The 16056-nt window shown below is 65.4% G+C and carries 11 protein-coding genes; 3 read left to right on the top strand and 8 right to left on the bottom strand.

What is annotated here, in order from left to right:
* Position 1: 1 nt before the first annotated feature.
* Entirely contained in the window at positions 2 to 1180 is a 1179-nt protein-coding gene (locus U1708_RS10150; RefSeq protein WP_332745279.1) for a zinc-dependent alcohol dehydrogenase, read from the bottom strand.
* Entirely contained in the window at positions 1180 to 1761 is a 582-nt protein-coding gene (locus U1708_RS10145) for an SRPBCC family protein (RefSeq protein WP_332745278.1), read from the bottom strand. The genes U1708_RS10150 and U1708_RS10145 overlap by 1 nt, the downstream gene beginning before the upstream one ends.
* A gap of 256 nt (positions 1762 to 2017) precedes the next feature.
* Here U1708_RS10145 and U1708_RS10140 point away from each other — a divergent pair, with 256 nt between their 5' ends.
* Positions 2018 to 3613 (top strand): isocitrate lyase, encoded by a 1596-nt coding sequence (locus U1708_RS10140; RefSeq protein WP_332745277.1) that lies wholly within the window; start codon positions 2018 to 2020, stop codon positions 3611 to 3613.
* Positions 3614 to 3800: 187 nt separating this feature from the next.
* On the opposite strand, the gene U1708_RS10135 is transcribed toward U1708_RS10140, so the two are convergent.
* The 3 genes from U1708_RS10135 to U1708_RS10125 form a co-directional block, all read right to left on the bottom strand.
* Complete coding sequence (locus U1708_RS10135; RefSeq protein WP_332745275.1) at positions 3801 to 6935, bottom strand: PAS domain-containing protein; 3135 nt, start codon at positions 6933 to 6935, stop codon at positions 3801 to 3803.
* Between the two features lie 607 nt (positions 6936 to 7542).
* Entirely contained in the window at positions 7543 to 9096 is a 1554-nt protein-coding gene (locus tag U1708_RS10130) for an aldehyde dehydrogenase (NADP(+)) (protein ID WP_332745273.1), read from the bottom strand.
* A 214-nt stretch (positions 9097 to 9310) separates the two neighbouring features.
* Positions 9311 to 9661 (bottom strand): hypothetical protein, encoded by a 351-nt coding sequence (locus tag U1708_RS10125; RefSeq protein WP_332745272.1) that lies wholly within the window; start codon positions 9659 to 9661, stop codon positions 9311 to 9313.
* Here U1708_RS10125 and U1708_RS10120 point away from each other — a divergent pair.
* A complete protein-coding gene (locus U1708_RS10120) occupies positions 9546 to 10637 on the top strand; it encodes a LacI family DNA-binding transcriptional regulator (RefSeq protein ID WP_307085795.1) in 1092 nt (363 codons plus the stop codon). The two genes, U1708_RS10125 and U1708_RS10120, sit on opposite strands and share 116 nt — an antisense overlap.
* 80 nt (positions 10638 to 10717) lie before the next feature.
* The gene (locus U1708_RS10115) at positions 10718 to 12496 is read left to right on the top strand and encodes an IlvD/Edd family dehydratase (RefSeq protein ID WP_332745268.1); all 1779 of its coding nucleotides are present in this window, start codon (positions 10718 to 10720) and stop codon (positions 12494 to 12496) included.
* A gap of 412 nt (positions 12497 to 12908) precedes the next feature.
* Here the strand turns inward: U1708_RS10115 and U1708_RS10110 are convergent, their stop codons facing one another.
* From U1708_RS10110 to xylB, 3 genes are read right to left on the bottom strand one after another with little or no spacing between them, the layout of a single operon-like run.
* A complete protein-coding gene (locus U1708_RS10110; RefSeq protein WP_332745266.1) occupies positions 12909 to 14324 on the bottom strand; it encodes a sugar porter family MFS transporter in 1416 nt (471 codons plus the stop codon).
* A 58-nt stretch (positions 14325 to 14382) separates the two neighbouring features.
* Entirely contained in the window at positions 14383 to 15285 is a 903-nt protein-coding gene (locus U1708_RS10105; protein ID WP_332745265.1) for an SMP-30/gluconolactonase/LRE family protein, read from the bottom strand.
* Position 15286: 1 nt separating this feature from the next.
* Complete coding sequence (gene xylB / locus U1708_RS10100; protein ID WP_332745722.1) at positions 15287 to 16054, bottom strand: D-xylose 1-dehydrogenase; 768 nt, start codon at positions 16052 to 16054, stop codon at positions 15287 to 15289.
* Positions 16055 to 16056 lie beyond the last annotated feature (2 nt).

Below are 16056 nucleotides of genomic sequence, written 5' to 3'. Positions count from 1 at the left end.
CTCAGTTGAAGCCGGGCTTCAGCACGACCTTCGTCACTTCGTTCTGGTTGTTCTTGAACATGTCGTAGCCCTTGGGTGCGTCCTCCAGGTCCATGCGGTGCGAGATCAGGAAGGTGGTGTCGATCTTGCCCTCCATGATCGCGTTGAGCAGCGCGGGCATGTAATGCTGGACGTGGGTCTGGCCGGTCTTGAGCGTCAGACCCTTCTCCATGAAGGCGCCGAGCGGGAACTTGTCGACGAACCCGCCATAGACCGCGGGCATCGACACCCGTCCGCCCTTGCGACACGCGATGATCGCCTGACGGATCGAATGCGTCCGATCGGTGCCGAGGAAGGTCGACGCCTTGATCTGGTCGATCACGTTGTCGACGAAGAAACCGTGCGCCTCTAGACCGACGCTGTCGATCACCGCATCAGGACCGATCCCGCCGGTCATCACCATCAGCGCCTCGTAGACCGCGCTTTCCTCGTAGTTGATCGTCTCGGCGCCGAACTTCTTGGCAAGCTCCAGCCGGTGCGGGAAATGGTCGATTGCGATGACGCGTTCGGCACCCATCAGGAATGCCGACTGCACCGCGAACAGCCCGACCGGACCGCAGCCCCAGACCGCAACCGTGTCGCCCGGCTCGATCTGTGCATTCTCTGTCGCCATCCAGCCGGTCGGCAGGATGTCCGACAGGAACAGCACCTTCTCGTCGTCGACGCCGTCGGGAATGACGATCGGCCCGACGTCGCTGAACGGCACGCGGACATATTCCGCCTGACCGCCAGCATAGCCACCGGTCATATGGCTGTAGCCGAACAAGCCGGACATCGGCTGTCCGTAGATTTCCTGCGCGATGTCCTGGTTGTCGGCAGGCAGCCCGTTGTCGCACGCCGAGTACTGATGCTTGCCGCAATGGTAGCAACTGCCGCACGCGATCGTGAACGGGACGACGACCTTCTGGCCCTTCTTCAGCGTCGACTTGGCGCCGACTTCGACGACTTCGCCCATGAACTCGTGGCCCAGGATGTCGCCGGCCTGCATCGTCGGGATATAGCCGTCGTACAGATGCAGGTCAGATCCGCAGATCGCGGTCGCAGTGACCTTGATGATGCAGTCGCGTTGATTGACGATTTCGGGATCGTCGACGGTATCGACGCGGACGTCGTGCTTACCGTGCCATGCCAGAGCGCGCATCAGGCGAGTTCCTCTTCATGCTGCTTGCGGTTCATCGCGGCGGTCGCGATCTCGCCGGTTTCCATCAATTGCTTGAAACGGCGCAGGTCGCGGCGCGCCTGGATTGCGGGTTCCCGCTGGAACATCTTGGCGATCAGCTTGCCGATCACGCCGCCCGGCGGATCGTACAAGATCGTCGCGGTCACGACCGTGCCGCGTGCGCCGGCATCGCGGAATTCGACGCGACCGCTGTTGGGGACGTCTGCGCCGTCTTCGGACGACCATGCGATCACCCGGTCCGACACTTCGTCCGTAATGGCTGACGTCCATTCATAGGACTTGCCGGCGGGGCCCTTGACCACCCAGTGCGAGCGCCGCTGATCGAGGACTTCGATGCGCTCGACATTCTCCATGAAAGTCGGAAGGTTCGCGAAGTCCCGGAAATAGGCGAACAGTTCACCAACCGGGCGATTGATCGTAACCGCTCGGGCAACGATGCTGCTGCCCTTGCCGTCCGGCAAGTCCTGCGTCGCGTCCGTGACGGCGTCGTGGCGCTTCGACGTGCTTAGCGGGGCATCATCTCTTGGATCGCTTTCAGTCATGATCGTCTCCTGGCTGCGAAGTCATTCCAACAGTGTCCGAAGACCTATGTTCCCCGCCTTTGGTTTTGAATTTCCCAGAATTGATATCGATCAGGACATTAGCTCGGGCGTAAATTTCCGCTGTGTCACGAAGTTTACAACCTCACATCTCGAAGTCATAGCTCATTACACGCGCACGCCAATTTCGGGACGTTTGCGGCAATGATCGATGTAAACATCCCTACAGCAGGATCGTCGCAGCAGACGAGGATCGCCCATGACCTACCAGACCCACATCGCCCAGTTGACCAACCTTATCGCCGACCAAAACGGTACGTGGGACGCGATCTCGCCCGAGTCCGTCGCGCGCATGCGGCTCCAGAACCGGTTCACCACTGGGCTCGACATCGCACGCTATACTGCGGCGATTATGCGCAGGGACATGGCCGCCTATGACGCGGATCCTGCGCACTACACGCAGTCGCTCGGTTGCTGGCACGGGTTCATCGCGCAGCAGAAGATGATCAGCATCAAGAAGCACTTCGGCACGACTGATCGCCGGTATCTCTATTTGTCGGGCTGGATGGTCGCGGCGATGCGGAGCGAATTCGGCCCGCTGCCGGACCAGTCGATGCACGAGAAGACCAGCGTGCCTGCGTTGATCGAGGAACTCTACACGTTCCTTCGCCAGGCCGATGCGCGTGAACTCGGCATGATGTTCCGCGATGTCGACACCGCGCGCACATCGGGCAACGCGATCGAGGAACAGCGCCTGGTGAACGCGATCGAGAACCATCAGACGCACGTCGTGCCCATCATCGCCGACATCGATGCGGGCTTCGGCAACGCGGAGGCGACGTACCTGCTCGCGCGGAAGATGATCGAGGCGGGGGCCTGCGCCCTCCAGATCGAGAACCAGGTCAGCGACGAAAAGCAGTGCGGCCACCAGGACGGCAAGGTCACCGTGCCGCACGAGGACTTCCTCGCGAAGGTCCGCGCGTGCCGTTACGCGTTCCTCGAACTTGGCGTCGAAGACGGCATCATCGTCACGCGCACCGACTCGCTCGGCGCCGGGCTCACCAAGCAGATCGCGGTCAGCAAAACGGCGGGCGATCTCGGCGACCAGTATAACTCGTACCTCGACTGCGAGGAGATCGACCCGGCGACCGCGCAGAACGGCGACGTCATTCTCAACCGCGGCGGCAAGCTGCTCCGTCCGAAGCGCCTGCCGTCGAACCTGTTCCAGTTCCGTTCGGGAACCGGCGAGGATCGCTGCGTGATGGATTGCATCGCTTCGCTACAGAACGGCGCGGACCTGCTGTGGATCGAGACCGAGAAGCCGCATATCGAGCAGATCGCCGGCATGGTCGACCGCATCCGCAAGGTCGTTCCGAACGCCAAGCTCGTCTACAACAATTCTCCATCGTTCAACTGGACGCTGAACTTCCGCCAGCAGGTGTTCGATGCATGGTCGGCGGCGGGTGAAGACCTCTCGGCCTATGATCGCGCGCGTTTGATGAGTGTTGATTATGATGGCACGACGCTTGCCGACGAGGCCGACGAACGCATCCGGACCTTCCAGGCGGATTCGGCAAAGCGCGCGGGGATCTTCCACCATTTGATCACGCTGCCGACGTATCACACGGCGGCGCTTTCAACCGACAACCTTGCCAAGGAGTATTTCGGCGACGCGGGGATGCTCGGTTATGTGAAGGGCGTCCAGCGGAAGGAAATCCGCGAGGGGATCGCCTGCGTGAAGCACCAGAACATGTCCGGCTCCGATCTTGGCGATGACCATAAGGAGTATTTTGCGGGTGAGGCTGCGTTGAAGGCCGGGGGAGCGCACAACACAATGAACCAGTTCGCGGCCTGACGCCCAAGCCGGAGCGAAAGCTCCGGCGCGGACCCGCGGCAGGCTCGGCCGGCGGGGCCAAAAGCACCGTCCGACGGCGCGGCTTTGCCGCAGCGCTAAGCTTCGCTTCAGGAATGTTCGCGGAAACAGGTGGTTCTTCCAACGATCCTCCCCTTGGCGGGGGAGGATCGTTCGGTTGCGACTGCCTCTACTCCGCCGAGTCCACCCGGTCCACCGCAAGCGGTTCCACCAGCGCTGTCTCCCCCAGCGATGCCAGCACGGCCGCCGCCAGCGCATCCAGCCCGTACGGCTTCTCCAGCATGATCGCGTCCGTATCCCCCTGGACCGACCCAATGTCACCGCTCGCAAAAACGATCCCGACGCCAGGCCGGAGAGCGCGCGCGGTGCGGGCGAAGTCCGGGCCCGATACCCCCGGCAGGTTGATGTCCGTCACCAGCGCGTCGATCGGCACGGTCTGGAGCGCCGTCATCGCGTCCTCCGCGCTCGCCGCATCGACCACCACGAAACCGCTGCCTTGGAGCATCTCGGCGGTGTTCGCGCGGATCATCTCGTCGTCCTCGACCAGCAGTACGGTGCGCCGTGCCGACGCGTCCAGCCGGCGCTCCGCCTCGATACGCGCATCGCGCGCCATCTTGACGGCGGGAGCGTCGTTCCGCTGCCTATTGGCCAGCACTTCGCGGAATTTCCGCGCCAGCGCCTCACGCGCATACGGCTTCGACAACAGGTCGACCCCGGCATCGAGCTTGCCGCCGTGGACGATCGAATTTTCGGTATAGCCGGACGTGAACAGCACCGCGAGGTTCGGCAGCCGCTCCTTGGCTTTCCGCGCGAGCTCAGGGCTTTTCAGCGTTCCGGGCATCACCACGTCGGTGAACAGGATGTCGATCGGTACGCCGCTCTCGACCACATTCAGCGCGCTGGCCGCATCGACCGCCTTGAGCACGCTGTAGCCGAGGTCGGTCAGCAGCTCGACGACCGTCGCGCGGACTTCGTCATCATCCTCGACCACCAGCACGGTCTCGGTGCCGCCGCAAATCGGACCGGCATCGGCTACGACTTCGAAATCCTCGCTCTCCATCGCGCGCGGCAGATACAGCTTGATCGTGGTGCCTTCGCCGACCTCCGAATAGATCTTCACATGGCCGCCGGATTGTTTGACGAAGCCGTAGACCATCGACAGGCCCAAGCCCGATCCCTTGCCCTCACTCTTGGTCGAGAAGAACGGTTCGAACACCTTCTCGATGATGTCAGGGCTCATGCCGCTGCCGGTGTCGGACACCGCGAGCAGGACATATTGCCCGGCCTCGACCTCGTCGTGGCTGCGTGCGTAGCTGTCGTCGAGATGCGCATTGCCTAGTTCGATCGTCAGCTTACCTTGGCCGTCCATCGCATCGCGGGCGTTTATCGCGAGGTTCAGGAGCGCGTTCTCGATCTGGGCAGGGTCGATGAAGGTGTTCCAGAGGCCGCCGCCAACCACGGTCTCGATCTCGACGCCTTCGCCGATCGCGCGGCGGAGCATGTCGTCCATCCCGCGCACGAACCGCGTGACGTTGACGACCTTCGGCTCGAGCGCCTGACGACGTCCGAATGCGAGCAGTTGCGACGCGAGTTTCGACCCGCGCGTGACGCCGGCCATCGCGTTGGCGACCCAGCGCTCGGCACGCTCGTTGCCGGCGAGGTTCTTGCCGAGCAGCTGAAGATTGCCCGAGACGACCTGGAGCAGGTTGTTGAAGTCGTGCGCGACGCCGCCGGTGAGCTTGCCGACGGTTTCCATCTTCTGCGACTGGGCGAGCTTGGCCTCGGCCTCTCGGCGTTCGCCGATCTCGGCGATGACGCGCGCCTCCAGCGTCTCGTTGAGCTGGCGGAGCTGATCCTCGGCGCGCTCGCGGTGGCGGACCTGACGGGCGAGCGCCTCGGCCTGCTCGCGGAGCGCTGCTTCGGCGGCGCGCTGGTGCGTGATGTCGGTATGGACGCCGACCCATTCGACGATGTCGCCCGCCGCGTCGAAGATCGGCAGGCTGCGCACGGCGAAGGTGCGCCATGCGCCGCAATGCCGGCGGACGCGGTGTTCGAAGACGAACATCGACTTGCCCAGGACGGCGGCGGTCCAGGCCTTGATCGTCGATGCGACATCGTCGGGATGGATCGCGTCGGCCCAGCCGAAATTCTGGTATTCGTCGATCGACTGGCCGGTCAACGCAGTCCAGCCGGGCTGTTCGCCGACCATCCGGCCGTCGGGGCTGTTGGTCCAGAGTACGCCGTGCACCGCATCCATCGCGGTGCGGAACCGGCCGTTGCTGATGCCGAGTGCCGCCTCGCGTTCGGCGCGCTCCTCGACGTCGATGCCGAGCACGTAGATGCCGGCGACCGAGCCGTCCGTCACGGTGTGCGGCACGTAGCGGAATTCGGCACGTCGCGGGCGGCCGTCGCGGTGCGGGAACACGGTCTGCGCGATGAAGCTCTCGCCGGCCAGCGCGCGCTCGAACGAGGGGCGGCGATCCTGGTAGACCGCCTCGCCGAGCACCTCACGGACGGGCTTGCCGATCATCGCCTCGGGCGCGACGCCGAGCCATTCGTCATATTGCGCGTTGGCGAGACGATAGACGTGGTCGCGATCGACGTACGCGATGAGCATCGGCACGGCGTCGGTGACGCGGCGCAGTTCGGCTTCGCTGGCGGCGAGGCGGTGTTCGGCTTCGACGCGACCGCTATTGTCGACCATCGTGCAGAGGACGCCCCCGACGATGCTGCCGGTAGGACCGCCGGCGCAGTAGACCGGCGTGTAGAACAGGTCGAGCGTCAGCGTTTCCGGGCCATCGGGACGCTGGAACAGGATCGGCTGGTCGCGGTAGGCCACGGTCTCGCCGCGCAGGCCGGCTTCGAGAACGGCCCGGTTCCAGTTCCAGACTTCGGGAAACGCGGTAGCGACCGGGCTGCCGAGTGCCGCGGGATGGCGATCGCCGGCCACCGCGCGGTAGCTGTCGTTGTAGAGCATGATGTGCTCCGGGCCCCACATCACGACCTTGGCTACGGGTGAGTGGAGAATATTGGCAAGCGTAACGCGGAGTTCCGGGGGCCAGGAGTCGATCGGGCCGAGCGATGTCGCGCTCCAGTCGCGCTGGCGGACGAGCAAGCCACATTCGCCACCGCCGACCAGGATTTCCGGTGGCGCGGACGACGCGGAGTCGCGGTCACGCATCTGTTCGAGCGCGGTGCGGACGATGGCGGCGGCGTCGCCATGCCCTCCGTCGGTCAATTCGTCGATGTAGCTGCCGAGATCGGACGGCAGGGAAATGGTGCGCGACGAGCCAGGGGTTGTCATGCCGGACTAGTGGGTATGTGCCGCGCGTGTGTCAATGATTTGGGGTGGTTGGGGGAGGGGGTATGGAGGCATGGAGGCGTGCATCCGGCCATATCCCGGCACCACCCCAGCCCCACCCCGGCGGAGGCCGGGGCCCAATTGGGTGACGTTGCTAATGGAGCGCTTGCCTCCATCATTGCCACCTTTCCAATTGGGCCCCGGCCTTCGCCGGGGTGGTGTGGGGGCGGTGTGGGGGCGGGGCGGGGGTGGAAACGACCTCCAGTATGTTTCCCCGCGAAGGCGGGGATCCAGACTGGGCTCCCGCCTTCGCGGGAGAACAAGGAGGGGGGTGTCGTACGTACGCCACCGCGGCAAAGGGCGGGCGCAATTGGATGACGTCGCTAACGGAACGTTGCCCCCCCATTATTGCCGCCTTTCCAACTGGGCCCCGGCCTTCGCCGGGGTGGTGTTGGGGTGGTATGGGGGCGGGGCGGGGGTGGAAACGATCTTCAGCATGTTTCTCCGCGGGGGCGGGGGCCAGGCTAGGCTCCTGCCTTTGCGGGAGAACAAGGAAAAGGGCGCTGCCGTACGAATACGGGAGCGCCCTCTATCTTAATCACCGAGTCGATCAGCCCTCGGTGCGTGGCAGGCCGAGTGGGTTGTCGTGCTTGACGGCCTTGGGGAGCAGCGCGTCGGGGAGGTCCTGGTAGCAGACCGGGCGCAGGAAGCGCTCGATCGCCGCCGTGCCGACCGAGGTCGTGCGCGGGTCCGAGGTGGCGGGGAAGGGGCCGCCATGTACCATTGCCGGTGCGACTTCGACGCCCGTGGGCCAGCCGTTCGCGAGGATGCGACCGGCCTTGCGCTCGAGCACGGGCACGAGTGCCGCTGCGTCGGAATAGTCACCCTCGTCGATCTGGAGCGTGATCGTCAGCTGGCCTTCGACCTGTTCGAGAACCTGACGGACCTCGGCCAGATCGGCGCAGCGGACGATGATCGAGGCTGCACCGAACACTTCGTGCGACAGTGCAGGATCGGCGACGAACGCCTTGCCGGTGGTCGAGAACAGCGCCGCGCGACCGCGGTTTGCGCCCTCGGCCTCCGTGCCGCGGGCGACCGTCTCGACTGCGTCGTGACCGGCAAGCGCCGCGACGCCCTTGTCGTAGCTCGCGTAGATGCCCGGGGTCAGCATGACCTGCGGAGCAGCCTCACCCAGTGCGGCAGCGGCGGCTTCGACGAAAACGTCGAGCTCAGGACCATCGACGGCGATGACGATGCCCGGGTTCGTGCAGAACTGGCCCGAGCCCATCGTCAGCGAACCGACATAGGCCTTGCCAAGCGCTTCGCCGCGCGCCGCGAGGGCGGCCGGGAACAGGAGTACCGGATTGACGCTGCTCATTTCGGCATAGACCGGGATCGGCTCGGGACGGGCCGCGGCCAGTGCGACCAGCGCGAGGCCACCGCCGCGCGAACCGGTAAAGCCGACCGCCTTGATGCGTGCGTCCTTGACCAGTGCCGCGCCGAGCTCGTTCGCCGGACCCTGGACCAGCGAGAACACGCCCTCGGGCAGGCCGCACTTGGCGACCGCGGCCTGGATCGCCTTGCCGACCATCACCGACGTGCCGGGATGCGCGGGATGGCCCTTGACCACGACCGGGCAACCGGCGGCGAGTGCCGACGCGGTGTCGCCGCCAGCGACCGAGAAGGCGAGCGGGAAGTTCGAGGCGCCGAACACCGCGACCGGGCCGACCGCGATGCGGCGCTGGCGCAGGTCGGGACGGGGGGCGGGTTTACGCTCGGGCTGTGCTTCGTCGATGACGACCGAGGCCCAGGTGCCCTGACGGAGGTGCTTGGCGAACAGGCGGAGCTGACCGGTGGTACGACCGCGTTCGCCTTCGAGGCGCGGGCGGGGGAGGCCGCTCTCCTGAATGGCGCGGGCAACGAGCGGATCGTGGATCGCCTCGATCTCGTCGGCGATCGTCTCGATGAATTTCGCGCGGGTCTCGGGGTCGGTCTCGCGGAAGGTGTCGAACGCTGCTTCGGCGAGCTTGCACGCCTCAGCGACGTCGGCCTCGCTCGATACCGCGAAGGCGGGCTCGATCTTCGCGTCGGTCGACGGATCGATCGCGAGGAAGGTGACGTCGCTGTCTACGGCGCGTGCGCCGATCGGGAAGGTACCGTCCATGTCAGTTCTCCAAGTCAAATCGAGGAACGCGCAGGCCGGGACGGCAGCGCGTCGGGAAATCGTCGGCTGGGATGTGCGCGCGCCATCAAGGTCGCGCTATCATTCCTGGGCCCGTGACCCAATGTGGGGCGCATGCGGGTCATGTTCCAGACCGTAGCACCGTTCGCGGACGGCAATATGACATCGCCGCCGAGGCCCGGGGTTAAAGGACGGATCAGATCGTGTGGCACGCGTTCCTCTCCCTTCCCTTTATGGTTATGCCGAGCATGTCCGAGCAGGCCCGGCCGACGATCCGCGTCATACGGCAGCGCAACTCGGTTGTCAGACTAATATTGGGAGCGATAACACGCAAGTGCGAACCGGCCTGAGCCGATCTTCTCTGAGTATACGACCACGGCATTTGCGATTGCATGCTGATAAAATCGCAATCACCTGCTAAAAAGCGCAGCATGAGCCTCGCCACGCGCAAGCCGCGCAACACTTCGGGCCGCAGAAGCGGCGCACCCACCATTTCCGACGTCGCGGTTCTCGCAGGCGTTTCACCGATGACCGTTTCGCGAGTCATCAACGGCGAGGCCAAGGTCCGGGAGGCGACGCGCGAGGCGGTCAATACCGCGATCGACACGTTGCGTTATGCGCCCAACCGGGCCGCGCGCAGCTTGGCCGGCGGCGGGCAGATGCGGATCGGCCTGCTCTACAGCAACCCGAGCGCGGCGTATCTGAGCGAGTTCCTGGTCGGCAGCCTTGAACAGGCGAGCCGCAGCGACGTGCAGTTGATCGTTGAGAAATGCGACATCGGCGACCACGAGATCGAGGTGGCGCGGCACATGATCGAGAGCGGGATCGACGGCGTGATCCTGCCGCCGCCGCTATGCGATTCGCGCGCGGTGCTCGACGTGCTGACGGAGGCCGGCGTGCCGACCGTCGTCGTGGCGACCGGATCGCCGCCGGACGGGTCCGCCGCCGTGACGATCGACGATTTCGAAGCGGCGCGTGCGATGACCGAACATCTTGTTAAACTGGGCCATTCGCGGATCGGGTTCATCATCGGCAACCCGAACCAGACCGCCAGTCGCCTGCGTCACGAGGGGTATCTCGCGGCGATCGCCGATGCCGGTCTGGCGCCCGACGAGTCGCTCGTGGTCGGTGGCCTGTTCACCTATCGCTCGGGTCTCGACGGTGCGGAACAGCTGCTCGATGCCAAGGACCCGCCCACCGCGATCTTCGCGAGCAACGACGACATGGCGGCGGCGAGCGTCGCGGTCGCGCACCGCCGCGGTCTCGACGTGCCGGGCGACCTGACGGTGTGCGGGTTCGACGACAGCGCGCTGGCGACGACGATCTGGCCCGAACTGACCACGATCCACCAGCCGATCGCCGACATGTCGCGCGCGGCAGTGGAGCTGCTCGTGTCGGCTATCTTCAATCGGCGCAGCGGCGGCCAGGATGCGAACGGCCATGTCGTGCTCGATTATACGCTGGTGCGTCGTCAGTCCGACGCCGCGCCGCGCCGCCGACCGCCCTCGCGCGTTCATGTATAAGAGTGCAGGCGCTTGACCGACCGACGATCGTCGCGGTAGCGCTCCCATAAGACAATAGACCGCGTTCAGGAGAGTTTGCAGTGGACCGTGTACCGGTGAAGCCGTTTCGATCGCGCGACTGGTTCGCCGATCCCGCCCGGTCGGACATGACCGCGCTCTATCTCGAACGCTTCATGAATTACGGGCTGACCCCGGCGGAGTTGCGCTCGGGCCGGCCGATCATCGGCATCGCGCAGTCGGGCAGCGACCTTTCGCCGTGCAACCGCATCCATCTCGAACTTGCCAAACGCACGCGGGACGGGATCCGCGACGCCGGCGGCATCGCGATGGAGTTTCCGGTCCATCCGATCTTCGAGAATTGCCGGCGGCCGACCGCGGCGCTCGATCGCAACCTGGCGTATCTGGGGCTGGTCGAGACGCTGTACGGCTATCCGATCGATGCGGTCGTTCTGACCACCGGCTGCGACAAGACCACGCCGTCGGGCATCATGGCGGCGTCGACCGTCGATATTCCGGCGATCGTGCTGTCGGGCGGGCCGATGCTCGATGGCTGGCATGATGGCGAGCTGGTCGGGTCGGGGACGGTGATCTGGCGTAGCCGGCGCAAGCTGGCCGCGGGCGAGATCGACGAGGAGGAGTTCCTCAACCGCGCCACCGACAGCGCGCCGTCGGCCGGGCATTGCAACACGATGGGCACGGCGTCGACGATGAACGCGGTTGCCGAAGCTCTGGGGCTGTCGCTGACCGGGTGCGCGGCGATTCCTGCGCCGTACCGCGAGCGCGGGCAGATGGCGTACGAGACCGGTCGGCGGATCGTCGAGATGGCGTATGAGGATCTGCGGCCGTCCAAGATTCTTACGCGCGAGAGCTTCCTGAACGCGATCCGTGTGGTCAGCGCGATCGGTGGGTCGAGCAACGCTCAGCCGCATATCATGGCGATGGCGCAGCACGCGGGCGTGACGCTGTATCCGGAGGACTGGTCGGATCATGGTTATGACCTGCCGTTGCTGGTGAACATGCAGCCGGCGGGCAAGTATCTCGGCGAGCGCTTCCACCGCGCCGGCGGCGTTCCCGCGGTGTTGCACGAGCTGATCGCGGGCGGGAAGCTCGACACGTCTTGCCTGACCGTCACGGGACGGTCGATCGGCGAGAACATCGCGGGCCGCGAGACGCGCGACCGCGAGATGATCAAGCCGTTCGACGCGCCGATGATGGAGCGTGCGGGCTTCCTGGTGCTCAAGGGCAACCTGTTCGATTTCGGGATCATGAAGACCTCGGTGATCTCCGCGGCGTTTCGCGCGCGCTATCTGTCGGCGCCGGGCGCGGAAGACCGGTTCGAGGCGCGGGCGATCGTGTTCGAGGGCTCGGACGATTATCATCACCGGATCAACGATCCTGCGCTGGAGATCGACGAAGGCTGTATCCTCGTCATCCGCGGGGCGGGGCCGATCGGCTGGCCGGGCTCGGCGGAAGTCGTCAACATGCAGCCACCTGACGCACTGATCCAGCGCGGCGTGCTGGCGCTGCCGACGCTCGGCGATGGACGGCAGTCTGGGACGTCGGACAGCCCTTCGATCCTGAACGTGTCGCCTGAGAGCGCGGTCGGCGGTGGGCTGTCGTGGGTCCGGACGGGCGACGTGATCCGGATCGATCTGGTCGCGGGGACTTGCGACGCGCTGGTCGAGCCGGACGAGATCGCGCGGCGCAAGGGTGAGGGGCTGCCCCCGGTGCCCGAGAGCAATACCCCTTGGGAAGAACTCTACCGCGAGAAGACCGGGCAGTTGGCCGAAGGCGGCGTGCTGGACTTCGCGGTGAAGTATCGCGGGATTTCGGCGAAGACGCCTCGGCATAACCACTGACGTTTGGGGGGCGGGGCCTGGTGCCTCGCCTTTCGTCCGTTCAGCGATCGTGATCCGGTGTAAGGCCACCAAGGCTGAGCCTTTCGATAGGCTCGCCATGGCCTGTTGCCCGTCCACCCGGCACGCGCCGGTCTCCACATGTCGTCGGTCTACGACCATCACTTAAGTCGTGGTGGGGTGTCGCCTTGCGCGCACCTCCCCGGCGGTGGCCAGGTCTTAGGTGGGGAACGTTTGCTGGCGGAGGGGGGCGCGCCGTTACTTCGGCCTTGCCAATTGGGGCCCCGACTATGCCGGGGTAGTGATTTTAGGCGGTAGGCGGCTTTTGGGCCGTCCTACCGTCCTAAAGGGCTGCCGAGGTGAGCTGCCCTTATCCAGCGGACCGCGAGCCGGGGCCGCGGTCCGCTGGTAGGCATCAGCCTACCATGTCTTCCAACTCGCGGCCGCGGGTTTCCGAGACCATCTTCCAGACGAAGAAGAACGAGACGAACGCGGACAGGGCGTAGAAGCCGTAGGTGAGCGACAGGCCGAGCGAGATCGCCATCGTCGGGAAGCTCACCGAGATCGCGAAGTTGGCGAACCACTGCGCGAAGCCGGCGACTGCCAGACCCGAACCGCGGATCTGGGTCGGGAACATCTCGCCGAGCATCACCCACATGATCGGGCCCCAGCTCAGGTTGAAGAACACGACATAGGCATTGGCCGCGATCAGCGCGATCAGGCCGTTCTGGTCGGACAGCCGCAGCGAACCGTCGACGATCGCGCCGCTGGCAAAGCAGATCGCGACGATCGTCAGCGCAACGGTCATGCCCGCAGAACCGATCAGCAGGAGCGGCTTGCGGCCGATCTTGTCGACGAGTGCGACGGTGAGCAGGCAGGCGATGATCGACAACGAGCCCGACAGGATGTTGATGAGCAGCGAGTCGCTCTCGCTGAAGCCGACCGACTGCCACAGCACCGAGCCGTAATAGAACACGATGTTGATGCCGACGAACTGCTGGAAGATCGCGAGGCCGATGCCGGTCCAGACGATCGGGCGGATCTTGCCGCTCGCCTTGTCGATCAGGTCCGACAGCTTGGGGCGGTGCGCGTCGACCGACAGCGAGCCGCGGATCTCAGCGACCTTGCGCGTTGCCTCTGCGGCACCGAACAGGCGCGTGAGAACGACCTGTGCTTCGTCGTACCGGCCCTTGAGGACCAGGAAGCGCGGGCTTTCGGGGATCAGGAACAGCGTGGCGAGATACACGGCAGCCGGGATGACCTGCATCCAGAACATCCAGCGCCATGCCGGGTAATCGAGCCAGAACAACGCGGTCGACGAACCGGCGATGCGGGCTAGATACCAGTTGGCGACGAACGCGCCGGTCAGGCCGGTGATGATCATGATCTGCTGCACGCTCGAAAGCCGGCCGCGAACGTTTGCGGGGACGACTTCGGAGATGTAGACCGGGGCGAGCACGCTGGCGGCGCCGATGCCGAGGCCGCCGATGATGCGGGCGAGCACGAACATCGTCGCGGACGTTGCGGCACCTGCGCCGAGTGCGCTGATGATGAACAACACGGCGGCGATCATCATCACGTTGCGACGGCCGAGATTGTCGGCGAGCCGCCCGGCCATGAACGCGCCGACCGACGAACCGATCAGGATCGCGCCGACGGTGAAGCCGGTGCCGAGCGACGACAGTGCGAAGGTGCTTTCGAGGCCTGCCTGCGTGCCGTTGATGACGCCCGAGTCATAGCCGAACATAAACCCGCCGATGGTCGCGACGATGACAATCATCGCAATCAGGGCGCGGTTCACTTGGGGCGCGGATTCTGCCGCAAGAGTCATTGGTTTTCCTCTCCGTGACGGCGCTCTGACGGCGACGTTTGTCGTAAAATGGGGTTCATTACAGGGTAATCGGTTCGACCGGTACGCCGGGGACGGCGACGCGGAACGTGAACAGGTTTCCGGCCAGAGGTTGGGCCGCGAGCGCTTCGTCGTCGAGTCCCTTGGCCGCGGTCGTCGCATAGGCGGTGCGACCGTCGGGGCCACCGAGCGCGATCTTGGTAATGTTCGCGACGGGGAAGCGGACGATGTCGGTGCAGGTGCCGTCCGGCGCGAACCGGCGTGCCGCCCAACCGCCGAAGAACCCGACCCAGACGCCACCTTCGGAGTCGCAGATCGCGCCATCGGGATGACCGTCGTCGGGGCCGATCGTCAGGAAAGGGCGTGGCTCGCCGACCGTACCGGCCGCGTCGATCGGGTAGGCGTCGATCCGCTTGCCGAGCGTATCGACCGCATAGAGCGTCCGACCGTCGGGCGAGATCGCGGGACCATTGGTGATCGCGACAGGCGGGATGTCCGTCTTGGTCAGTTCACCGTCATGCCAGTGATAGACGTGGCCGGTGTCCTCAGACTCGGCATTGTCCATCGTCCCGAACCATACGCGCCCGGTGGGATCGCGCGCGGCATCGTTGAGGCGATTCCCGGGAGTCTCGGCGTGGACCACCGCGATCTCGTCGAATGCGCCGGTCGCCGAATCGAACCGGTGAAGGGCACCACGGACGCCCGCGAGAAACCCGCCATCGTCCGCCGGAATGATCCAGCCGATCTGGTCTGGCGCCTCCCAGGTGCCGAGCGCTCCCGTCACCGGATCGAATCGATGCACGCACGGTGCCTTGATATCGACGAACCAGAGCGCTGCATCGCGCGCGATCCAGATCGGGCCCTCGCCAAGCGTCGCGCCGACATCGCAGATGCTTTCCGCCCTGATTTCGACGGGGCTCTCGACGGGAACCTCGTGGCTCATCTCAGCGCCACCCGGCATCGACGAAATAGTCGTGACCGGTGCACATCCGCGCATCGTCCGACGCGAGAAACAGCACGAGCGCCGCGACGTCTGCGGGCTGGACGCGGGTCTTGAGGCACTGCGCGCCGATGATCTCGGCCTCGCCTTCGGGCGTGTACCATTTGAGCTGGCGCGGCGTCTCGACGTTGCCGGGGACGATCGTGTTGACGCGGATGCCGTCGCCGCCGAGATCGCGCGCCATCGCGCGGGTCATGCCCTCGATGCCGGCCTTGGCGGTCTGGTATATAAGCAGTTCGGGCAGCGCGAGATGCCACGAGATCGAGCCGAAATTGAGGATCACGCCGCCGCCGGCGCGCTTCATCGACGGCACCACGGCCTGGCCCGTGAAGAACAGGTGGCGCAGGTTGGTCGCCATCCGCTCGTCCCAATAGGCGGGCGTGATTTCCTCGATCGTGTGGCGATCGTCGTTCGCGGCATTGTTGACGAGCACGTCGATCCCGCCGAGACGATCCTCGATCGTCGCAACCGTGACCTTCAGCGCGTCAATGTCGCGCAGGTCGAGCGGCAGGAATATCGGCGCGGTCGCGACGTCGGGCGTCAGCGTCTCGATCAGCGCCTCCGCGGCGTCCTTGGCCATGTCGACGAACGCGACATGCGCACCCTGACGCGCGAACGCCTCGACCAGACCGGCGCCGATCCCCGATGCGCCGCCGGTAATGAGGACGCGCTTGCCCTTCAGGCTTGGATAGATCGCCGTCTGGTCGGCCATTT

Source organism: Sphingomonas arabinosi (assembly GCF_036663715.1).
GTDB lineage: Bacteria > Pseudomonadota > Alphaproteobacteria > Sphingomonadales > Sphingomonadaceae > Sphingomonas.
This window is presented reverse-complemented; position numbering and strand designations above follow the sequence as displayed.